This window comes from Rhizobium sp. CECT 9324 (assembly GCF_918741265.1).
In the GTDB taxonomy this organism is placed as follows: Bacteria; Pseudomonadota; Alphaproteobacteria; order Rhizobiales; family Rhizobiaceae; genus Allorhizobium.
This window is the reverse complement of the sequence record NZ_CAKKMZ010000002.1, coordinates 493,730-514,280: the sequence shown is the minus strand read 5'-3', so window position 1 is coordinate 514,280 and position 20,551 is coordinate 493,730. Positions and strand designations below refer to the sequence as shown.

Sequence of the window (20,551 nt, the reverse complement as noted above, 5' to 3'; positions counted from 1 at the left end):
CCAGCAACCCAGGCCGGGATGTAGAAGACTAACGAGCGACATACTCAAACAGCCGGGCCACCGCTTCCGCACCCGGATCGACATTTCCGTGCAGCTGTTTGGCATTGATGTAAGCGGCGCGTCCGGCCTTGGCACGTTCCAGCGTCGCGGTCAGATCCGCGCCTTCTCGTGCTGCCTTTGCAGCAGCCAGAATACCGTCGGCGAGGGCGTCAAGTGCTGGCGCCAGGGCGTCAACCATGGTGCGATCGCCAACCTGAGCGCCACCAATCTCCTGCATGCGCGACAGCCCCGCCTTCAGCGCATCGCGCATCGACAGACCACTTGCGGCACCGTCGCCAGCCGCCGTAAAGAAAATCGCCAAGAGTACCCCGGAGGAGCCACCCATCGTCTGACTGAGTTCCTGGCCAATGGCGCGGTAAAGCTGGGTATGATCCGAGAGAGGCAGGCGATCCATCGCCCTGATCAAGGCCCTTGCCGCCCCCGCCAAAGTCGACCCGGTATCGCCGTCACCCGATTTGGCATCCAGCATGTTCAAGTCCTGCTCCGCCGCGATCATCACGTTGCAGCAATTGGTGATGAACTGCCTGGTTTCCGGATGATCCGAGGCCAAAGGCGTGATCGGGGTCAGGCCATCCGGAAGCGAGGCAACATTGATGGGCATGATCGCGGCAAGCCCAGGCCATGCGGGAAGCACGACTGGACGAGAAAGGGCATCAAGCTCCTGCGCCTCGACCGGCAGCAGCGAGATCGAAAATCCGCGCATGTCGAGTGAGGTCATCATCGGGGCTGGCCCAACGACATGCGAGATCTTCGGGCCAAGCACCGAATTCAGCAGTTCATGGGTGAGCACCGACATCTCCAGAACCGATGTTCCACCTAGATTGTTGATCAGTGCCACATGCGACTTGTCTTCAACATGCGGTGCCAGTTTCGCGGCGACGGCGGCAATTGCAGTTCGGGCATCGGAAAAATCAATCTGCTCGACGCCCGCTTCCCCATGAATACCAAGTCCAAGCTCGACCATGCCCGGGGGAATTCGATCCTCTTTTGGGGAACCAGGCACGGTGCAGGTGTCAAGTGACATACCGATGCTCATTGTCGAGGCGACAACACGTCTGGCGGCGGCTGTCACGGTATCGAGATCAGCGCCGGTCTCAGCCAGCGCGCCGGCAATCTTGTGAACGAACAGGGTGCCGGCAAGCCCACGCGCTTGGGGCAGATCCGGCAGTGCAATGTCATCATCGACAATAACCATGCTGACATTCAGCCCGAAGGCGCGGGCGCGTTCCGCAGCCAGTCCAAAATTCAACCGGTCACCGGTATAATTCTTGACAATCAACAGGCAGCCCGCGGGGCCGGTCACTGCTAGAATGCCGGCCAAGACGCCATCGACGCTGGGCGAGGCAAACACGTCTCCACAGACGGCAGCCGTCAGCATACCCGCGCCGACAAACCCAGCATGAGCAGGTTCGTGGCCAGAACCGCCACCGGAGACGAGAGCCACCCGCGACTTGTCCCAATCATTGCGGATGACAACGCGGATATGCGGATAACCGTCCAGCCGTGCGAGCATGCCACGCGACGTTGCCAGCAAACCATCGATCGCCTCGGTGACGACATCTTCTCGTCTATTGATGAACTGGGCCATTTTGTTCCTCCCTTAAATACGCATGCCGTCCGCATCAAAATAGAGCGGGCTGTCTGGCTGGATTTTGACGATATCGCCATGGCGCAACACGCTATGGGGCTCGGTGACGGTGACGAGTTGATGATTGCGAAACGACAGATGCAAGCGGGTCTGGTCTCCCAGATGCTCGACACGCGTGACCAGACTGTCTTCACCGCGCCCTTGGAGGATTTGCTCGGGCCGCAACCCGATTGTGACGGCTCGTGGCGGCGCGCCAGCGAAAACGTCTGCAGGAAGAAGATTGATGCGTGGCTGTCCCAGGCGCGTCGCCGCATAGGTGCTGACAGGCTTCTCGTAGAGGTCACGCGGGGACCCGAACTGAATGAGTTTGCCATTCTGAAGGACACCAACATGCGTCGCCATGGTCATCGCTTCAATCTGGTCATGTGTCACGTAGAGCAGTGTTGCCCCGGAATTCGCCTGAATGCTCTTCAGTTCAATACGCAAGTCGGACCGCAGTTTTGCGTCGAGCGAACTCAGTGGCTCATCCATCAGATAGACTTGCGGATTTCGGACCAGCGCACGGCCGATCGAAACGCGCTGCATTTCGCCACCGGACAGGGCTGTCGCCTTGTTTTCCAGTTTATGGGATATCTGAAGCATCTCCGCTATCGCACTGACCTTGCGCTCGATTTCGGCCTGCGCCGTAGTAAGCAGTGGCGACTTCAACGGAAATTCGAGGTTCTGCCGCACCGTAAGGTGCGGATAGAGCGAGTACTGCTGGAACACCATCGCCACATTGCGCTGGGCGGGAGTCAGACCTCGCATCGACTGGCCAGCAATCAGGATTTCGCCACTATCGGGCTGATCCAGCCCTGAGACCAATCGCAACGTTGTTGTCTTTCCAGCACCGGTCGGGCCGAGAAGAACAACAAAGGAGCCATTGGGAATGGTCATCGACACATTCTCGAGTGCATTGTGATCGCCGAAGGTTTTGGTAACGCCCCTCAAAATGACTTCAGCCATGACGCAGCACTCCCGCATTGGCTTCCGACAAGAGCGCCAAGCCCCTTTCCTCTGTAAAGATGGTCAGAGTTCGCGCATCGAATTCGAGGCCGATGAGGTCGCCTGGATTGACCCCCTTGTTGGAGGATATCCGGGCCTTCACCATTCCGTTGGCTGTCGACATGGTGACGATCTGCGTTGTCCCGAGATATTCGGTGGCGATGACCCGACCGCGAAATTCGGACGCATCGGAAAAATGGATGTGCTCGGGGCGAACGCCGAGTGTCAACCTGCCCTTGGCGCCTTGCCTGCTCACAGGGACTTGGACTTTCTGTCCGGACAAATCGATGCTGTCGGCGCCGTTGCCAATCATGCCGTCGAACTCGAGAAAGTTCATCGCCGGCGAGCCGATGAATTTGGCTACGAATTTGGTTGCGGGCCAATCATAGATATCCTGGGGACGGCCGAACTGCTCGACCACACCATGGTTCATCACCACGATCTTATCCCCCATCTGCATGGCTTCGAGCTGGTCATGCGTGACATAGACCGTCGTGGCGCCCATGCGATCATGCAGTGCGCGAAGCTCTTCGGCCATGTGTTCGCGAAACTCGGCGTCCAGCGCGCCCAGCGGTTCATCCATGAAGAAGGCCTTGGGTCGGCGTACGATTGCTCGACCGAGCGCCACGCGCTGACGGTCACCGCCTGAAAGCCCGCCAACGGGCCTTTCCAGAATGTTTTCGATCTTCAGGATATTGGCGACCTCGGCAACCCGCCGCCTGACTTCTGCCTTCGCAACACCTTGGCTGAGCAGTGGATAGGAAATGTTGCGCCGCACGTTCATGTGCGGATAGAGCGCAAACATCTGGAAAACGAAGGCGATGTCGCGCTGGCTGGCCCGTTTCATCCCGACCTCTTCGCCGTCGATATAAATCTCGCCGCTGGTCGGAAGCTCAAGGCCCGCCATCATGCGCAGGGTGGTCGTTTTGCCACAGCCGGAAGGACCAAGGAGCATGAAAAACTCGCCATCCTCGACGGTGAAGCTGGAGGATTGCACGGCCGTGAAGCTTCCAAATTCCTTGCGCACATTTTCAATTCGAATCTGGGCCATGCTTCACTCCGGAAAATGGCTGACGATGATGAACATCACCGTGCCAATCAGGGTGACAACAAAGGAATAGGAAAACATCCAGAGCGCGAAAGGTTGCATCAGCATGATGACGCCGGCCGCGATCAGGACGGAAGCGACCAGCTCCCAGGCGCCGCGTCGCATATGCAGTAGTCCGTTCAGGAATTCAGTCATTTACGGACAGCTCCGAAAGTGATGCCGCGCAGCAGATGCTTGCGCAGGAGAATGGTGAAGACCATCACGGGAACTAGGAAAAGCGTGGCGCCCGCGGCAACCGCCGGCCAGTCCTGTCCGCCAACGCCGATGATGGTCGGAATGAAGGGTGGTGCCGTCTGTGCCGTGCCGGACGTCAGGAGGACGGCAAAGGCATATTCGTTCCAGGCAAAAATCAGGCAGAAGATGGCAGTCGATGCGATGCCTGTCGCCGCCTGTGGCAGCACCACCTTGTAGAAGGCCTGAAAGCGTGTGTAGCCGTCGATCAGCGCAGCCTCTTCATATTCAATGGGTATCTCGTCGATGAAGCCCTTCAACAACCAGACCGACAGAGACAGGTTGACCGCGGTATAGAGCAGGATCATGCCGGCATGGGTGTCGCTGAGCCCGAGCGAGCGGAACATCAAAAAGATGGGGATGGCCACGGCGATTGGCGGCATCATCCGGGTTGAGAGAATGAAGAACAGGAGATCGTCCTTCAATGGCACCCGGAATCGCGAAAATGCATAGGCGGCGGCGGTTCCAAGTACGATGCAGAGCACAGTCGAGCCGAAGCCGATGATCACCGAATTGGTGAAACGCTCGCCGAAGCGTGACGGACCGGCAATGACCAATCCATCCTTGCGAACGATCCGCTCGTACCAGGTCTGCGGCTCGCCCAGTTGCTGCAGCGTTTCTTCAGACACGCGCGTGCGAGTGGTGAAAAGGTTCACATATCCTTCCAGGGTCGGTTGGAAAACGACCTTGGGAGGATAGGCGATGGCATCGGACGGAGACTTGAAGCCGGTGGTGATGATCCAGATCAGCGGCAGGATCGTCACAACCGCATAAAAGACCACGAGGATGCCGGCGAACCATTTCTGGCGCAACGAAGGCTCTGTGACGGAGTAGCTGGTCATCTCTGCTTCACCTTGTTCAGGGCCTTGACGTAGATCGATGCCAGTCCAAACACGGTCACGAAAAGAATGACGGCATAGGCAGACGCATAGCCGGTCCGCCATTTCTCGAAGGCTTCTCGCTTCAGGTTGATCGAGGTCAACTCGGTCACGGAGCCAGGACCGCCGCCGGTCAGTTGCACAACCAGATCGAACATCTTGAAGTTCTCGATGCCGCGAAATAGGACTGCCAACATGAGGAAGGGCAGAACCAGGGGTATCGTGATCGTCCAGAACTGCCGCCATTTGCTGGCGCGGTCACATTCTGCCGCTTCATAGATACTGTCTGGAATGGAGCGCAGACCGGCCAGGCAGATCAGCATGACAAATGGCGTCCACATCCAGGTATCGACGATAATGATCGCCCAAGGTGCGAGATTGACACTGCCGATCATCGAAAAGCTGGAAGGATCAATGCCGGTAAAGAAGCTGACGGCATAATTGAAGAGACCGATCTGCGGCTGATAGAGGAACGTCCAGAAATTGCCGACTACAGCGGGGCTCAGCATCATCGGCAGGACGATCAGCGTTGTCCAAAGGTCATTGCCGCGAAACTTCTTGTTGATCAGGTAGGCGAGCGAGAAACCCAGCAACACCTGCAGGACGATGGTCCAGATCAGAAAATGCGCCGTCGCCTGCATCGTCAACCAGATATCGGGATCCGTCAAAATCCGGCGATAGTTCTGCAACCCGACGAACTCGATGTCTGCATTGGGGCGGTTGACGCGGAAGTTGGTGAAACTCAGTCGGATCGTCCAGATGAGCGGGAAGATATTGACCGCGAGCAGAAGAACAATCGACGGCGCCACGAACAGCCAGGCTATAGAGCGGTCAGACAGGCCGGAGATCCGTCGCGCCATTGCCGGCGGGGTCGCCTGCGCAATTCGGTCTATCGGTGTATCGGACATGATACCCCCTCAATAAATTTCTGATGAATGGCAGGGCCGGATGTCAAAAACCGGCCCCGCCCTGCAAGTTCCCGACAAGCGGGGGAGCAGTTAGTATTTACCTTCGTCTTCGAAGACGTCGGTCCAGTCCTTCACGAGGCCATCCAGGGCTTCCTTTGCGGTGCCCTGCCCGGCCACGACATAGTCATGAAACCGTTTCTGCGAGGCCTGCAGCAGAGACGCATAGGAAGGCTCGGCCCAGAAATCCTTTACGATCGCCATGGAGTCGAGAAAGGTCTGAGCATAGGGCTGACTGGTGGCAAAGCCCGGATCTTCGACCACCGCGCGCAGGGCCGAGTAACCGCCGAGGCTCCACCATTTCGCCTGGATCTCGGGCTGCGCGAACCACTTAATGTATTCGAGTGCTGCTGCCTGCTTTTCCGATGCGGCAACGACGGATATGCCCTGGCCACCGAGCTGGGCGAACTGCTTTCCGCCAGGGCCGGCAGGATTGGCAAAATAGCCCGACTTGTCGCCGCCGACCTTGGCGTCGGCATGGATGCCTGGCCAGATGAAGGCGAAGTTCATCTGGAGCGCGACCTGTCCGGATTTATAGGCGTCGATGTTTTCAGACATATAGGCATCTGACGAGCCGGGCGGCGTGCAACAATCGTAGAGCGCCTTGTAGTATTCCAGACCGGCGACGGCATCCGGAGAATTGACGAAGCCTTCCAGTTCGTAGGGCTTATCGGGATTGTCGTAGCTGAAGCCATAGCTGTAGAGCACATCCATAGCCCCCATGGTGATGCCCTCGGAGCCACGCTCCGAATAGATGGCAGCCCCATAGACCTTGGTCCCGTCGATTTCGCGGCCCTGGAAGAATTCGGCTATATCCTTCAATTCGGCAAAGGTCTTCGGCACAGCCAGGTCACGGCCATACTTGCTCTTGAACTCACCCTGTAGCTCCGGCCTTGCAAACCAGTCCTTGCGGTAGGTCCAGCCGACAACATCGCCAAAGGCCGGCAACGCCCAATAATTCGGGGTGTTTTTCGGCCATTCGGAATAGCCAGTCACTGTGGCGGGAATGAAATCGCTCATCTTGATGCCTTCCTTGTCGAAGAAATCATTGAGCTTGATGTATTGGCCATTTTCGGCGGCACCGCCGATCCACTGGCTGTCTCCGATCATCAGATCGCAGAGCTTGCCACCCGAATTCAGCTCATTGAGCATGCGGTCGGCAAAGTTCGGCCAGGGCACAAATTCAAATTTCATCTTGTGGCCGGATTTGGCCTCAAAATCCTTGCTGAGCTCAACCAGCGCATTGGCCGGATCCCAAGCCGCCCAGCACAGGGTCAAGTCATCAGCCTTGGCCGACGTGGCAGTCGCCGCACCAAAGCCGACCAATAGGCCGAGGGTGGCAGCAGAATTCAATAGCTTGGATCTCATGATCGAAAACCTCCCTTGTGTTTCCCGACCTCCATCAGGAAACGAAAACGCCCCGTGCGGAGCTCTTGGCGCAGAATTCAAGATTGCGACAGGCCGCCATCCTCCCTGGCCCCAACAGCAAAGCGCTCCGCCGATCCCCATCGGCAAGGTCGCTTGATGCTGAATATAGTCGTAATTGAGGTGCGCACCTCAATGCAAGCGTTTTTTGAGGTGCGCACCTCAGTTTCTTGCATTTTGTCGAAATCTATCGCAAAAGCATCCATCGAACCGGTGACAATGTGCGCAATGGAGATGACATGCGGCCGACAGCGAAAGATCTTGCCGAAGCGGCCGGCGTCAGTCTGGCAACGGTTGATCGCGTGCTCAATGACAGGCCCTTCGTCAGCAAGACCTCCTCTAAGAAAGTCAACGAAGCGATTGAACGAATTGGCTTTATTCGCAATCCTGCTGCGGTGAACCTTGCCCGCAACAAAACATACCGCTTCCTCTTTATGCTGCCCTTGGCAGGAGACCAATATCTCCGGGAATTGCTCCAGAGGGTGGATGAAGCACGCGAAGCACTCAAATCCGACCTCACGCTTGTCGATGTTGAGCAAATCCCGGTCAACGATCCGCATCAGGTCGCCAGATACCTGTCTGCGATCGACAGCAGCCGAATCGATGGCGTTGCCATCATGGCACCGGAATCACCCCAGGTTCGCGACGCGATGGCAAGGTTGCTTGAACGCGGCACCAAGGTGGTGCAATTTCTCTCTGGCCAAGAGAAGCTCGAAAATACCGATTTCGTCGGCGTCGATAATTTTGCCGCCGGCGCCACGGCCGGAAAGATCATCGGACGATTTCTCAAACATGAGACTGGAAAGATCATGGTCATTGCCGAAACCATGATGGCTCAAGACAGCATCGAACGCAGGCTCGGTTTCGACAGCATCATCAACAGCCAGTTTGGCCACTTGAAAGCGCTTCCCTCGCTCGAAACCTACGGCGACGAGCGCCGCGCAGAGACGATCATCCAGAGGACCCTCGAAAACAATCGCGAGATCAAAGCAGCATATATCCTGAGCGCCGAGGCTCGCATTCCGGTCGCGTCGATCGAGCGCTGTAGCGACATCAGAGCGCTGACGGTTGTCGTGCATGAACGCACTCCGTTCACCGAAGAGGCACTCAGGGGTGAAAAGATCGACACGATTATCGCGCAAGACCCCGGACACGCCGTCAGGAGCGCCCTCAGGATCATGCGCGCCCGCACAGATCTTCGCACGCCTCTAGCGTCACAGGAAAAAATCCGCATTGAAATTCTGCTCAAGGAGAACCTGTGAGCCGCACGCAGAGGTGTCACTGAAAGTTCGATTGCTTGCAGCGATCGTTAAAGCCTCCCCATGACCGCCTGACTGCGGCGCGCACCGCCACCTTCTGCTGCGCGGACATCTCTGCTGATACCAAAGATAGACAGGCGCTCAACGTCAGCATCGGCGCAAAAAGGTGCACGCGGATAGTTCCCCGGCGCGATCAGGCCTTCACCGCAAACGGGCGACAGGGGTCATCGCCGGGGAATGCCGAAGGATATCCGGATTCTAAACGACAGGCTGTGATGTACAGATCGAAAACGCCACCGCGTCTTCAACTGCGTGATGCTGCCCTAACAGACAACACGCGTCCGCGCTCAAGGCAACCAGCAGCAACGCCGCAGACGTCGTGCCGGTGAGCCGACCGAGCCAGCTTTTCTTGCCTACTTCACCACTCGGCGGCGTCTCGACTGTCGTTGCGTCTGCAGGTGGCGCCGCAACGATTTCACCAAACTTCGCGAAAAAGTCGCCTGCCAGCTTCTTGGCGGTGCTGTCGATCAGACGGCTACCCATTTGCGCCAGCTTGCCACCGATCTCAGCCGCGACCGTATAGTGCAATATGGTTGCGTCACCGTCGGGTTCCAGCGTCACCTTGGCACTTCCCTTGGCAAATCCAGCCATGCCACCGGACCCCTCGCCGGAGATCGTATAACCATTCGGAGGATCGAGATCGGAAAGCAAGACTTTACCGGCAAAACTCGCCTTGACCGGACCGATGCGTAAAGTGACCTTGGCAACCATCTCTGTGTCGGATGTCTTTTCAATGCTGTCGCATCCCGGAATACACTGGCGAAGCACATCGACGTCGTTCAGTCCGGCAAAAACAGTCTCCCGCGAGGCCTCGATACGCTGTGACCCGTTCATATCCATCTTGTCTCTCCCACTCCCGATATCGTATCATATTTTCGTTTAACGTTTGGTCATTCTCTGTCCGCGTCGGCGAACTTCGATCATTTCCGCGACAATCGAAAAGGCAATCTCATCCGGCGTGATGCCCCCCAGATCGAGGCCCGCTGGTGAACGTATCTCATTCATCGGCTCTGTTGCGATCCCTGACGCCTCAAGATCATGACGCAGCGCGGCAAACTTTTTCCTCGAGCCTACAAACCCAGTATAGCGCGCTGGGGCGCCGAGAACAGCCTTTAACGCTGCGCTGTCGCCACGGCCCTGTGTGGCAATGACGATGAAGTCGCCAGAATTGTGATCGGCAGGAATATCGAATCCGTCAATCGAGCGGTCGACACCGCCAAAATCAGCTTGATCTGCCAGAGGCGCACATAGCGTGACGAAAAAACCCATGCGGCGGCCGATGTCGGCAAGTGCCACGGCCACCGGCGAAGCACCGAGAATGATGAGATTGGGCCGCGGCAAAACCGGCTCGACAAATACATCCATCGTACCCTGGCTCGGGCACATGTTGCGCGCATAGACAATACCGTCTTTAAACTCTCCCGGCTTCACATGGTTCACATCCAGCAGATCCTCCGGCTGGATGCTGACCAGCCGCGGCTGGCCATCGCGGATCGCGTCGCATGCAGCCCTCAGCACAGCCCCCTTGGCGCAGCCGCCACCGATCCAGCCCGCGGACATGCTGCCATCAGCCAGAACAATCGCTTTCGCACCGGCCTTTGCGGCAGTGACCGAGACCGTTCGCACTACGGTGGCGATTGCGAAAGGTTCACCGCGTGCCCTCGCTTCGCTGACCAGGTCAAGAATGTCGTGTGGAGCCTGCATGATCAGATCCTCGCGAGATAGGGTTCAAGTGCGACAAGGCTCTCGACATTATGAGCCGGTGCGAACAGATCGACATAAGACAGCGCCGCCTTCATGCCGGCCGCCTCCGGTGCGTAATCCTGCCAACCGATCATCGGATTGAGCCAGACGATCCGTCGGCAACGCTGACGCAGAACTTTCATTTCCCCAGCCAGAATAGAGGATGGGCCTGTGTCGTAACCATCGGAGACGATCATAACGCAGGTCCGCGAATGAATGCAGCGTTTGGCATGCCAGCGATTAAAGGTGGCAAGACTGTCACCGATCCGCGTACCGCCCCCAACACCCTCGGCGATCAGCGACATGCGTTGCATCGCCCGCTCGGGATCGCGCTCGCGCAGGGCCGGCGACACATGGATCAAGCGGGTGTGAAAAATAAAAGCCTCAGCTTGGCGAAATGCGTCCAGCACGCCATGCATGAAGCGCAAAAACACTGCTGAATAAAGGTTCATCGAACCCGATGCGTCCAGCAGCACTACCAGCCTGAGCGGCTTGTCCTTGCGCCGGCGATGGACCAGGTCGATCGGAGTACCGCCATGCGCAACGCTCTTGTGGATGGTGCGCCGCAGATCGAGGCGCTGGCCGGTGTGCCTTGCCCGCATCCGCCGCGTCAGCCGCGCCCGCATGCGACGCGCCAGCCGTGCGGCCAGATCATGGGCGGCCGCCAGATCGTCCGGATCGGTCAGGTGGCGAAAATCTGTCTTGGTCAGCAATTCGGTGCGCGAGGCGCCCTCGCGCTTGGACTGGCCGACCTCGGACTCCTCGCTGCCTTCGCCACGCTGCACATGGTCGGCATTCTGGTTGTCGCCCAGGCCGCGGTTGCCGGCCGCAACGGCCTGCAGCCCGTTGGGCGCCTTCTGCGGCGCGCCAGACATTCGGGTGGCCGACTTCATGCCGCGGCCCGTCCACCAGGCGTCGAAGATCTCGTCAAACTTCTGCCAGTCCGACTGACGGCTGCAGAACAGAGCCCTGAGGGCCGGCCGGAACTGTGACGGACGCGCAGCACTGGCGCCGCTCATCACACCAAGTGCGTCCCGCGTCTCGGCCAGGCCGATCACGAAGCCATTGTCGCGCAGGACCGCGACAAAGCCCGAGAGCTTGGCCCGCATCATCTCGCCGAGATCTGAATCCATCTTTCGCAATGCGTTCATCTCACGCCACCTTACCCAGCAGCCGGTCGGTGACTTGGCGTGTCATTCGCGCCTTGTCTTCGGCTGTCTTGATCAGGCACATCAACGTTTCGAACACCGCCTCCGGTTCGTCGCGGAGGTGGCGAATCTCAAGCCCCGAAAGCGTCGCGGCCCAATCCAGTGTCTCGGCAACGCCCGGCGCCTTGCGCAGCTCTTCTTTGCGGATCAGGCCGACCATGCCGGCGATCTGCAACGCCAACGCCGTATCGATCTCAGGCAGTCGCGATAGGATGATGCGCGCCTCCCGATCGACATCAGGGAAATCGACATAGTGATAGAGGCAGCGGCGGCGTAGCGCGTCGGAGAGCTCGCGCGTGCCGTTCGATGTCAGGATGACCATTGGGATCGTCCGCGCCGTGATTGTGCCGAGTTCCGGGATCGACACCTGGAAATCCGACAGCAGCTCCAGCAGGAAGGCCTCGAATTCCTCGTCGGCGCGGTCGACCTCGTCGATCAGCAGCACAGGCGATTTCGCCTGGCGGATCGCCGCCAGCAAAGGCCGCTCGAGCAGGTATTTCTCGGAAAAGATCGCTTCCTCGACCTCGTCGGCATTCAGCCCTTCGCGCGCCTTGATCGCCAGCAATTGCCGCTGGTAGTTCCATTCATAGAGCGCCGAACTCTGGTCCAGCCCCTCGTAGCATTGCAGCCGGATCAGCTTGGTTTCGCGCGCCAGCGAAAGCGCGCGTGCCACCTCGGTCTTGCCGACCCCCGCCTCGCCCTCCAGCAGCAGCGGCCGCTTGAGGCTGTCCATCAGCCATAGCGCGGTGGCCAGCTCGCGGTCGGGAACATACCCGACCGCGGCCATCTCCGTCGCAATCCGGTCCTGTGGAAGCGTGATCGCCATGCTCTGTCCAACCTTACGCGTGCAGGCCTAGCCGCTCGCCCACCTTCCAAAGACGCCACGCATCGTGCGGCATCTGGATGTGACCAGCGTCGAGGAAGGCATAGGCATCGTTGACCGCATTGGAGAAACACGGCACGCCGCCGACATGCGGGCTTTCGCCAACGCCCTTTGCACCGATCGGGTGATGCGGCGATGGTGTGACGGTGAAGTCGGTTTCCCATTTCGGCGTCTCGACCGCGGTCGGCAGGAAGAAGTCCATGAACGATGCGCCCATGACATTGCCCATCTCGTCGTAGCGGATCTCCTGCCCCATGGCGCAGGCAAAGGCCTCGGTCAGTCCACCATGCACCTGGCCCTCGATGATCATCGGATTGATGCGGGTGCCGCAATCGTCGAGCGCATAGAAGCGCCGTGTTTTGGCAACGCCGGTGTCGACATCGATGTCCATGACGCAGAAATAGGCGCCGAACGGATAGGTCATGTTGGGCGGCTCATAGTAGTTCACAGCTTCCAGGCCCGGCTCCATGTTCGGTGGGGGAGCATTATAGGCGGACCAGGCGATCTCCTTCATCGTCTTGAACTTTTCCGGCAGACCCTTGACCCGGAACCGGTCGACATCCCATTCCAGATCGCCCTCGTGCACTTCCAGCATATGTGCGGCGATCATCTGCGCCTTGGCCTTGATCTTGCGGGCCGCGACGGCTGTGGCAGCGCCTGCAACCGGGGTAGAGCGCGACCCATAGGTGCCGAGACCATAGGGCGCCGTGTCGGTATTGCCCTCTTCGATCATGATGTCATCGGCGGGAATGCCGAGTTCGGTAGCGATGATCTGGGCATAAGTCGTCTCATGCCCCTGCCCCTGGCTCTTGGTGCCCATGCGGGCAATGATCGAGCCGGTCGGGTGGATGCGGATCTCGGCAGAATCAAACATCGCGATGCCGAGGATGTCGCAGTTCTTGGCCGGGCCCGCTCCGACGATTTCGGTGAAGAATGAGATGCCGACGCCCATGATCTCGCGGGTCTCGCCACGCTTGAAGGCTTCGCGTTTGGCCGCCTGTTCCTCGCGCAACTGCTTGTAGCCGATAGCGTCCATCGCCTTCTGCATCGCGGTGTGGTAGTCGCCGCTGTCATATTCCCAGCCCAGCGCCGAGTGATACGGAAACTGTTCGGCCTTGATGAAGTTCTTCATCCGGAGTTCGGCCGCATCCATGCCCAGCTTCTGAGCCAGCACTTCCACAGCCCGCTCGATGGCAAACACCGCTTCGGTCACCCGGAACGAGCAGCGATAGGCAACGCCGCCGGATGCTTTGTTGGTATAGACGCCATCGACGGCCAAGTGCGCCACCGGGATATCGTAGGAACCGGTGCAGATATTCATGAAACCGGCCGGCCATTTCGATGGATCGGCGCAGGCATCGAAGGCGCCGTGGTCGGCGAGCACATGCACGCGCATGGCCAGGATCTTGCCTTCCTTGGTGGCGGCCAGTTCGGTGGTCATGTGATAGTCGCGGGCAAAAGAGGTGGTAGAGAGATTTTCCATCCGATCTTCGACCCATTTGACCGGCACGCCAAGCACGATCGAACCGACCACCGAACAGACATAACCGGCATAGGCGCCGACCTTGTTGCCGAAACCACCGCCGATATCCGGCGCGATCACATGGATCTTGTGTTCCGGCAGGCCGGAAATCAGCGAAACCACGGTGCGGATGACATGCGGCGCCTGGAACGTGCCCCAGAGCGTCAACTCGCCCTTGACTTTGTCGAAAGAGGCCAGTGACTGGCAGGTCTCGAGCGGCGACGGATGGGTGCGGTGATCGACCAGCATTTCCTTGATCGTGACATCGGCATTGGCAAACACATCATCGGTTGCCTGCTTGTCGCCGATCATCCATTCGAAGATGTGGTTGGGGTGTTTGCGCGGCCCATGCGCGCCGACCATCTTGTCCTTTATATCCTCGCGCAAGATGGGCGCGTCCGCATCCATGGATTTGAACGGATCGACGATGCACGGCAGCGCCTCATAGACCACGTCGACCAGTTCGGTGGCATCGGAGGCGATATAGCGATCCTCGGCGATGACAAAGGCAACTTCCTGGTTCTGGAACAGCACCTTGTGTTCGGCCAGCACCGCCTGGACGTCGCCGGCCAGCGTCGGCATGTAGTGCAGGCCAAGCGGCTTGAGGTCGGCGGCGGTCAGTACCGCGACCACGCCGGGCAAGGCCTTGGCCCTGGAGGTATCGATGCTGACGATACGAGCATGCGCATGCGGCGAACGGACGAAATCGCCGAACAGCATGCCCGGCAGCTTGATGTCGTCAACGTAATTGCCTTTACCCTGGGTGAAACGAATGTCTTCGACGCGCTTGCGCTTGCAGCCCATTCCCTGCAGCTTTTCTGTGCGCTCGGCGCGATCGATGTCGACCTTGACTTGCTCGTTCATTCTGCCGCCTCCAGATAGGGTGTTCCATTGATCTTGGCCGCCGCATACTGGATGGCCTTGACGATATTGACGTAACCCGTGCAACGACAGAGGTTGCCGGCGATGCCGTGACGGATCTCGTCCTCGCTAGGATTGGTATTCTCCTGCAGCAGGCGATGCGCGCGGAGAATCATGCCCGGCGTGCAGTAGCCGCATTGCAGGCCATGCATCATGCGGAATCCCTCCTGCAGAGCACTCAGCGTGCCATCGGGATTGGCGACGCCTTCGATTGTGGTAATGGAAGCGCCATCGGCCTGCACGGCGAACGTCATGCAGCTTTTGACCGACATGTCGTCCATATCGACCGTGCAGGCGCCACAATGGCCCGTATCGCAGCCGATGTGCGCACCGGTGAGGTTCTGCTGCTCACGCAGAAAATGGATCAGCAAGGTGCGCGGCTCGACCAGCGCTTCGACAGTCTTGCCGTTGATGGTGACTTTGATATGCGATTTGGTCATCGTTTCCCCCTCAAGCGGTGGCGCGGGCGCGAGCCCGCTCAAGCGCGCGGCGCATCATGACGCCGGCCATCTTGGTGCGATATTCAGACGGTCCACGCATGTCGGACGCCGGATTGGTGATCGCTTCGGCAGCAGTCACGGCCCGGTCAATCGTTTCAGCATCAAGCGTGCTGCCAGTCAGGATCAGGCCTGCTTCTGCCGCCCAAAGCGGCGTCTCCGACACATTGGTCAGACCGATCGAGGCACTTGTGCAGGTACCGGCTGCAACTGTGATCACCACGGCTGCGGCGGCCGTGGCGTAATCTCCGACTTTACGCTTCAGTTTTTCATAGGCGTAACCGTGGCCGGCCGGTGGGATGGGAATGCGCACGGCCGTGAGAATTTCGCCCGCAGCAAGTGCAGTCTCATAGGCACCAAGATAGAACTCGCGGGCTGGGACTTCCCGCGTACCAGTGACACCCGTCAACGCGTAACGGGCGTTCAGACACTGCATGAGCGCCGGCATATCATTGCCTGGATCACCATTGGCACAATTACCGCCGATCGTGCCTTTGTAGCGGATCTGCGGATCGGCAATCATCAGCGCCGTCTCGCGAACTATCGGCACAAGCTCGGCCAGCAACGGCGAGCCTATCAGGGCGTGCTGCGAGGTCATCGCGCCGATGACGATGTCGTCGCCCGCAAGCTCGATGCCGCTCAGGCCTTCGATACCGGCGAGGTCAATCAGGTGTTCGGGTGCCGCCAGCCGCGTCTTCATCAAGGGAATAAGGCTATGGCCACCCGCCAACGGCCGGGCGTCTTCGCCGAGTTCGGTGAGCAGAGCGACCGCAGCGACAATGGTTGTCGGCCGATGGTAATCAAAGCGTCCAGGTATCATGATTGCGCTCCTCCCAAAGCACGTCTCACCCACATCCACACCGCCAAATATTGGCGAAATGCCTCCAAGAAAATCACCGTAATTCCTCAGTCACGGCGTCCGGTTTACAAAGGAGGAAGCGATCGAAGCCCTGACACAAGCAGAAGCACACCAAATGCCTGCAAATGCACGAAATGCGGGATTGTTTGCACGAACTGCGACAGGTGCTCTGACCTAAGCGTTGGATAAATCCGTTGCCACTGACGACTGGTAACTCTGCAGTTCCTGTCGCAGCGTGGCCAGACGGGCGCGGCTGACGGGAACCGTCCTACGCACCGGTGTATCCAGCTCGGCGATACCGGCATCACCGACCTTCTTGATCCGAAGGACAAAGTCGAGATTGACGATGTAGCTGCGATGAGTACGGAAAAAGCGAGCCTTGTCGAGGCGCGATGCGATCTCGGTGATCGATAGAGGACAGAAAAGGTCGTCGCGCCCATTGAAGACATAGGTGTAATGCGCATTCGAGTGGATCGACGCAACATCATCCGGCGCTATATGGAAACGCGAACCATTCTTCTCGACGGGCAGCAGGACAATCGAAGTCTCGGTGGCAGGCGCGGCCCAATGCCCCGCGTGGCCGCCGTGCTCTTCCCCCATCGCCTTTTCAAGACGCATCGGCGCCAACGCATCCGGCGTATTCCATACGGCATCGCTGGACGCATCCCTTGGCTCTGATGGAATGAGTGCCAGCATGAAGACTGCAGAAATTGTGCAGGCGACAATGCTGACGATGATCGCGAGCATATCGCTTGAGATCACGGACTTGGCGACTGTCCCATGGCCGACGGTCGGATGAATGGTCATGCCAGCCATGGCCATGTAGTGCATGCCCGACACTGCGCAGCCGAGCACCGCAGCACAGAGAAACAGCGGCGGCCTTCTGTCAGCGGAAAACGCCAGCCACAAGGCAAGACCGGAGGCAGCAATTGCAATGGTGATACTGGCCAGGACATAACGCGGATCATGATTGACATGCACGACGGAATGGATCGCGATCATGCCGACATAGTGCATGGTGACGATGCCGAGACCCATTGCAAACGCGGCAAGGATCAAGAGACGCTGCGAGCGCAGGCTTGCCAAGTATATGGCAATGCCGGTGACAAGCCCACAGACGAAGAAGGACAGAAGCGTCGGCAGGACGGCATAGTCGATGTCAATGGAAGTGGTGACGGCCAGCATGCCGATGAAATGCATGCCCCATATGCCAACTGCGAGTGTTGTTGCCGAACCGGCGATCAGCAGACGACGCCGATTGGCAAAAGCGCCGGGTATCAGAAGTGCCAGACTGATCCCGACATAACTTGCCTGGATCGCCACAAGGACAGAAAGTGCGACCAGGATCGGACTGTAGCTGAAAGAGGCCACCATTTCTTTCATCGCTATCGCCACCAACCTCTTCACCCGAAACACCGCGCATGTTGGGACACGAGCGGACGAAGATTCACAGCCTGATATCTAGGACGACATGCCTCCTGGCCGCGCTCCCAACATGGCCGTCGCCAACCTATCGATCTCCCGCCCATCTTGTCGAGTGCAACTGGCGACGTTTCCAATGACCCCGGCCGATCCTTTGTTTGAATATCGGCAAGAAAAGCTCAGCGAGCTTGATCGTAAAAATAGCACCCAGCGAGATCACCCAATAATGGTACCACCAGCCCATCACTTCAGACAGATTGCAATTTCGTCAAAGCTGGCGATTTTGGCCTTCAGACGCCGTGGCTGTTTCTGCAATCCATGGGAATGCGTTTCCAAACATGGCGAAATCTTAAACGACAAAGCCACCAACACGTGACCAACTCCAGCCGGCAAGCCAGCACGCGAGCAGCAAACTAAAATGTATTTTTCATTTGATATCAGACGGATAGGATCCCAGCAATGCAGTCCATAGCTAAGCTTCCTGCCGATAAAATCGGTAGCTGTCCATTGACAGACCAAGCGCAGAATGGGTCATGACGAGCAAAGCTGGAACACACCATCGAAGGTTGATTTTTCCAAGCAGATCAGCACAACCACAATTAACCACTCTTTTACCATCCACTTTATCTAATACAATAATAACGCTACATATAAAAAAAATAGACAGGTTGCGTTATGAAAATACGTGTCGCTTTTGTTGACGATCACCATGTTTTGCTTGAGGGGCTTGTGAGCCTCTACAGCGAGAAGAGCGATCTTGAAGTTGTCGCGATGGGTCACTCAGCTTGTGACGCGGTTCGAATCGTCGAGGAATTTCAACCTGACGCGATTGTCATGGACTTGACGATGCCGGGCGACACTTTTGCTGCAATCGAACAGATCATGAGTGGATTTCCAACGACCAAGATCGTAGTTTTTACTGCGAGCAACATGATACAACCGGCAATAGAACTTTTGGAAGCCGGAATATCTGCCTATGTGCTCAAGGGAAGTTCTTCGTCTGAACTGCACGACGCCATCAAGATTGCCTGTAGGGGTGAAACCTATGTGACGCCGGGCTTTGCGACCAAGGTGATCGTCTCGATGAAGACCGACCAGCTGCGTCGAAAGAACCAGCCCTCGCCGGCACGGCTTCATCATCGCGAAGAGCAGATTGTCAGCGGACTGCTTAAAGGATTGACCAATCGCGAAATTGGCCAAGCGATCAATATCAGCGAAAAAACCGTCAAGCATTACATGACGTCACTCATGCAGAAACTGAATGTACGCAACCGGGTACAGCTTGTTATTGCCGTGAAGAACCGTACAGTCCCCCGGGATCGTTTGGCTGACTCCACACAGTCACACGCGGGTGAAACTAGGTACTGATCGGCAGCATCGCTACGGCGATCGAGCCGCTGGAACGTGGAAAATAACGCATCCTTCCGCCGAATGAACGAATACGCCTCTTCTGGCTTACCTTGCCCAACCTCGCCCTCTGCACTTCCTTAGCTGACGACAGAACCGGTCTAGCGCCGAAGTCGGCGACACTTACATAGAGCCGGCCACGGTTGAACCCGCACCGGACCATCTGCCGATTGCCCTGAGCATGGCGATAGCTGTTCATCAATCCCTCAAGCACGAAGCGGTAGAGGCAGATCGACAGATCATGCACCCGAAGCTCGATGCCATCATCGACCTCGAGCTTGACCTCGCAACCGGTAATTTCGAGGTAACGCTTAAGTGCGAGTTCGATCGCCTCGCGTACGGACACGTGTTCAAGTTCCGGCAGAATCAGGCCCGCAGAAACATTGCGCAGTTCCTCCAAGGTCATGGAGACAAGATCCAGAAGCTTGCCGAGCGAGCTCCTCTTGCAATCAGGCAGGTCATCCGAGGAAAGAAGGTCACTCAGCCTGAGTTTCACGAGAGTGAGAACCTGCAGTGAGCCGTCGTGCAGATCTGCACCGATCTGATCGAGGATGCGCTCGTTCAGCTTTCCGGCTTCGACGCGCGCATTGTCAGCCATGACGCGCAGCCGGTTGTTTTCGATCGAAAGATCGATCGCGTTGCGCAGGCTCTCGCGCAATGTCTGCCTCTGTTCATCGATTACCCGACCACTGCGACGGACGATGAGATAAAGCAGCGAAAGCATGGGGACGGACACAAGAAAGACAACGATCATCGAGATCGCGCGGGAGCGGGAGATCTGGGCTTCAAGCATGTTTGATTCCAGATAGATCTCACCCGCCAGGAGGACTTTGCCGCCAACGTCCGTCACAAGCGGCGCATAGATTTCCAGATGCGCGCCGTCCATCTCTTCTTGCGAATATTGGTGCTTATCCTCCCCTGTCCGCGACACTACGGTTTCGCCAGCCAATGCCGCTTCCAGTTCTCGAAACAACAATGTTTCACCGACGTGCTCGCCGCGAACCGCAAAAGCCGTCGTCCCATCGGCCAGCCATATCTTAACATTGGTTATGCGCTGGCCTTCCGGCCCCTGGCCGACAAGAAGATTGATGTCGCGACTGAACTGGGCATCGAACTGAAACGTCCCGTCGCCACTTCGACGCAGGAGTGGAGCAATTGAGATCTGCATCCGGGCTGCCCCAGCGGAACCTGCCGCACTCAATGCCGAATGCTCGATCTGGGCTGCAGTATAGAAACCGACAGCGGCCATGAGACCAAAGACAACAACAGAGGCGGCGATCAGAAACTGATTGGCAATCGAAAGGTTGGAAATCGCTGCCGTAGCATTCTCGAGCCACTTCCAAGACCGTCCCTGCTTTAAGGACAATGTCGCTGAGGTTTCCGCAGGCCCTGAAGTCTCACGCATGTTTCCCCCCACGCGAGCATCGAACAGAAGAGTAACTTTAGGCCAAGGTGTTTTAATCAATCATGA

General features: G+C 57.9%; 19 protein-coding genes. 3 read left to right on the top strand and 16 right to left on the bottom strand.

Annotated features, from left to right (window positions below; genetic code table 11):
* Nucleotides 1-28 precede the first annotated feature (28 nt).
* The 7 genes from LQ231_RS22295 to LQ231_RS22265 all read right to left on the bottom strand — a co-directional run bounded on the left by LQ231_RS22295 (nt 29) and on the right by LQ231_RS22265 (nt 7,242).
* On the bottom strand, nt 29-1,648 hold the full coding sequence (locus LQ231_RS22295; RefSeq protein WP_230174037.1) for a dihydroxyacetone kinase subunit DhaK: 1,620 nt from the start codon (nt 1,646-1,648) through the stop codon (nt 29-31).
* Nucleotides 1,649-1,660: 12 nt separating this feature from the next.
* Nucleotides 1,661-2,653: an ABC transporter ATP-binding protein gene (locus tag LQ231_RS22290; RefSeq protein WP_230174035.1), complete on the bottom strand. Its 993-nt coding sequence runs from the start codon at nt 2,651-2,653 to the stop codon at nt 1,661-1,663.
* Nucleotides 2,646-3,743, bottom strand: coding sequence for an ABC transporter ATP-binding protein (locus tag LQ231_RS22285; RefSeq protein ID WP_230174034.1), 1,098 nt, complete (start codon nt 3,741-3,743; stop codon nt 2,646-2,648). Before LQ231_RS22285 ends, LQ231_RS22290 begins: the two co-directional genes overlap by 8 nt.
* 3 nt (nt 3,744-3,746) lie before the next feature.
* Nucleotides 3,747-3,935, bottom strand: coding sequence for a hypothetical protein (locus tag LQ231_RS22280; protein WP_113140063.1), 189 nt, complete (start codon nt 3,933-3,935; stop codon nt 3,747-3,749).
* Nucleotides 3,932-4,873 (bottom strand): carbohydrate ABC transporter permease, encoded by a 942-nt coding sequence (locus LQ231_RS22275; RefSeq protein WP_113140062.1) that lies wholly within the window; start codon nt 4,871-4,873, stop codon nt 3,932-3,934. Before LQ231_RS22275 ends, LQ231_RS22280 begins: the two co-directional genes overlap by 4 nt.
* Complete coding sequence (locus LQ231_RS22270; protein ID WP_230174033.1) at nt 4,870-5,817, bottom strand: sugar ABC transporter permease; 948 nt, start codon at nt 5,815-5,817, stop codon at nt 4,870-4,872. Before LQ231_RS22270 ends, LQ231_RS22275 begins: the two co-directional genes overlap by 4 nt.
* Nucleotides 5,818-5,907: 90 nt before the next feature.
* A complete protein-coding gene (locus LQ231_RS22265) occupies nt 5,908-7,242 on the bottom strand; it encodes an ABC transporter substrate-binding protein (RefSeq protein ID WP_113140060.1) in 1,335 nt (444 codons plus the stop codon).
* 296 nt (nt 7,243-7,538) lie between these two features.
* On the opposite strand from LQ231_RS22265, the gene LQ231_RS22260 reads away from it, so the two are divergent.
* Nucleotides 7,539-8,561 carry a LacI family DNA-binding transcriptional regulator gene (locus tag LQ231_RS22260; protein WP_230174032.1) on the top strand — a complete coding sequence of 341 codons (1,023 nt, stop codon included), beginning with the start codon at nt 7,539-7,541 and terminating at the stop codon, nt 8,559-8,561.
* Nucleotides 8,562-8,816: 255 nt separating this feature from the next.
* On the opposite strand, the gene LQ231_RS22255 is transcribed toward LQ231_RS22260, so the two are convergent.
* From LQ231_RS22255 to LQ231_RS22220, 8 genes are all read right to left on the bottom strand, one after another.
* Nucleotides 8,817-9,458, bottom strand: coding sequence for a carbon monoxide dehydrogenase subunit G (locus LQ231_RS22255; RefSeq protein ID WP_230174031.1), 642 nt, complete (start codon nt 9,456-9,458; stop codon nt 8,817-8,819).
* A 39-nt stretch (nt 9,459-9,497) separates the two neighbouring features.
* The gene (locus tag LQ231_RS22250) at nt 9,498-10,322 is read right to left on the bottom strand and encodes an XdhC/CoxI family protein (RefSeq protein ID WP_230174030.1); all 825 of its coding nucleotides are present in this window, start codon (nt 10,320-10,322) and stop codon (nt 9,498-9,500) included.
* 2 nt (nt 10,323-10,324) lie between these two features.
* Nucleotides 10,325-11,512 carry a VWA domain-containing protein gene (locus tag LQ231_RS22245; RefSeq protein ID WP_230174029.1) on the bottom strand — a complete coding sequence of 396 codons (1,188 nt, stop codon included), beginning with the start codon at nt 11,510-11,512 and terminating at the stop codon, nt 10,325-10,327.
* A 1-nt stretch (nt 11,513) separates the two neighbouring features.
* Nucleotides 11,514-12,395 (bottom strand): MoxR family ATPase, encoded by an 882-nt coding sequence (locus LQ231_RS22240; protein WP_230174027.1) that lies wholly within the window; start codon nt 12,393-12,395, stop codon nt 11,514-11,516.
* 13 nt (nt 12,396-12,408) lie between these two features.
* On the bottom strand, nt 12,409-14,838 hold the full coding sequence (locus LQ231_RS22235) for an aerobic carbon-monoxide dehydrogenase large subunit (RefSeq protein WP_230174025.1): 2,430 nt from the start codon (nt 14,836-14,838) through the stop codon (nt 12,409-12,411).
* Nucleotides 14,835-15,335 (bottom strand): (2Fe-2S)-binding protein, encoded by a 501-nt coding sequence (locus LQ231_RS22230; protein WP_230174024.1) that lies wholly within the window; start codon nt 15,333-15,335, stop codon nt 14,835-14,837. The genes LQ231_RS22235 and LQ231_RS22230 overlap by 4 nt, the downstream gene beginning before the upstream one ends.
* 10 nt (nt 15,336-15,345) lie before the next feature.
* Nucleotides 15,346-16,212: a xanthine dehydrogenase family protein subunit M gene (locus tag LQ231_RS22225; protein WP_230174023.1), complete on the bottom strand. Its 867-nt coding sequence runs from the start codon at nt 16,210-16,212 to the stop codon at nt 15,346-15,348.
* 213 nt (nt 16,213-16,425) lie between these two features.
* Nucleotides 16,426-17,634 (bottom strand): MHYT domain-containing protein, encoded by a 1,209-nt coding sequence (locus tag LQ231_RS22220; RefSeq protein WP_230174022.1) that lies wholly within the window; start codon nt 17,632-17,634, stop codon nt 16,426-16,428.
* A 175-nt stretch (nt 17,635-17,809) separates the two neighbouring features.
* Between LQ231_RS22220 and LQ231_RS22215 the strand changes: the two genes are divergently transcribed.
* Both LQ231_RS22215 and LQ231_RS22210 read left to right on the top strand, forming a co-directional pair.
* Nucleotides 17,810-18,049, top strand: a complete 240-nt coding sequence (locus LQ231_RS22215) for a hypothetical protein (protein WP_230174021.1) — start codon at nt 17,810-17,812, stop codon at nt 18,047-18,049.
* A gap of 299 nt (nt 18,050-18,348) precedes the next feature.
* On the top strand, nt 18,349-19,041 hold the full coding sequence (locus LQ231_RS22210) for a response regulator transcription factor (RefSeq protein WP_230174020.1): 693 nt from the start codon (nt 18,349-18,351) through the stop codon (nt 19,039-19,041).
* Here the strand turns inward: LQ231_RS22210 and LQ231_RS22205 are convergent.
* Nucleotides 19,031-20,485, bottom strand: a complete 1,455-nt coding sequence (locus LQ231_RS22205; protein ID WP_230174019.1) for a histidine kinase — start codon at nt 20,483-20,485, stop codon at nt 19,031-19,033. The genes LQ231_RS22210 and LQ231_RS22205 overlap by 11 nt on opposite strands.
* Nucleotides 20,486-20,551: the final 66 nt, after the last annotated feature.

Bases quoted from the DNA above. Each gene is read 5' to 3' on its own strand.
- LQ231_RS22205 (WP_230174019.1), bottom strand. From the start codon at position 20,485: ATGCGTGAGACTTCAGGGCCTGCGGAAACCTCAGCGACATTGTCCTTA.
- LQ231_RS22255 (WP_230174031.1), bottom strand. From the start codon at position 9,458: ATGGATATGAACGGGTCACAGCGTATCGAGGCCTCGCGGGAGACTGTT.
- LQ231_RS22265 (WP_113140060.1), bottom strand. From the start codon at position 7,242: ATGAGATCCAAGCTATTGAATTCTGCTGCCACCCTCGGCCTATTGGTC.
- LQ231_RS22280 (WP_113140063.1), bottom strand. From the start codon at position 3,935: ATGACTGAATTCCTGAACGGACTACTGCATATGCGACGCGGCGCCTGG.
- LQ231_RS22225 (WP_230174023.1), bottom strand. From the start codon at position 16,212: ATGATACCTGGACGCTTTGATTACCATCGGCCGACAACCATTGTCGCT.
- LQ231_RS22275 (WP_113140062.1), bottom strand. From the start codon at position 4,873: ATGACCAGCTACTCCGTCACAGAGCCTTCGTTGCGCCAGAAATGGTTC.
- LQ231_RS22210 (WP_230174020.1), top strand. From the start codon at position 18,349: ATGAAAATACGTGTCGCTTTTGTTGACGATCACCATGTTTTGCTTGAG.
- LQ231_RS22285 (WP_230174034.1), bottom strand. From the start codon at position 3,743: ATGGCCCAGATTCGAATTGAAAATGTGCGCAAGGAATTTGGAAGCTTC.
- LQ231_RS22260 (WP_230174032.1), top strand. From the start codon at position 7,539: ATGCGGCCGACAGCGAAAGATCTTGCCGAAGCGGCCGGCGTCAGTCTG.
- LQ231_RS22270 (WP_230174033.1), bottom strand. From the start codon at position 5,817: ATGTCCGATACACCGATAGACCGAATTGCGCAGGCGACCCCGCCGGCA.
- LQ231_RS22295 (WP_230174037.1), bottom strand. From the start codon at position 1,648: ATGGCCCAGTTCATCAATAGACGAGAAGATGTCGTCACCGAGGCGATC.
- LQ231_RS22220 (WP_230174022.1), bottom strand. From the start codon at position 17,634: ATGAAAGAAATGGTGGCCTCTTTCAGCTACAGTCCGATCCTGGTCGCA.
- LQ231_RS22290 (WP_230174035.1), bottom strand. From the start codon at position 2,653: ATGGCTGAAGTCATTTTGAGGGGCGTTACCAAAACCTTCGGCGATCAC.
- LQ231_RS22215 (WP_230174021.1), top strand. From the start codon at position 17,810: ATGACCCCGGCCGATCCTTTGTTTGAATATCGGCAAGAAAAGCTCAGC.
- LQ231_RS22245 (WP_230174029.1), bottom strand. From the start codon at position 11,512: ATGAACGCATTGCGAAAGATGGATTCAGATCTCGGCGAGATGATGCGG.
- LQ231_RS22250 (WP_230174030.1), bottom strand. From the start codon at position 10,322: ATGCAGGCTCCACACGACATTCTTGACCTGGTCAGCGAAGCGAGGGCA.
- LQ231_RS22230 (WP_230174024.1), bottom strand. From the start codon at position 15,335: ATGACCAAATCGCATATCAAAGTCACCATCAACGGCAAGACTGTCGAA.
- LQ231_RS22240 (WP_230174027.1), bottom strand. From the start codon at position 12,395: ATGGCGATCACGCTTCCACAGGACCGGATTGCGACGGAGATGGCCGCG.
- LQ231_RS22235 (WP_230174025.1), bottom strand. From the start codon at position 14,838: ATGAACGAGCAAGTCAAGGTCGACATCGATCGCGCCGAGCGCACAGAA.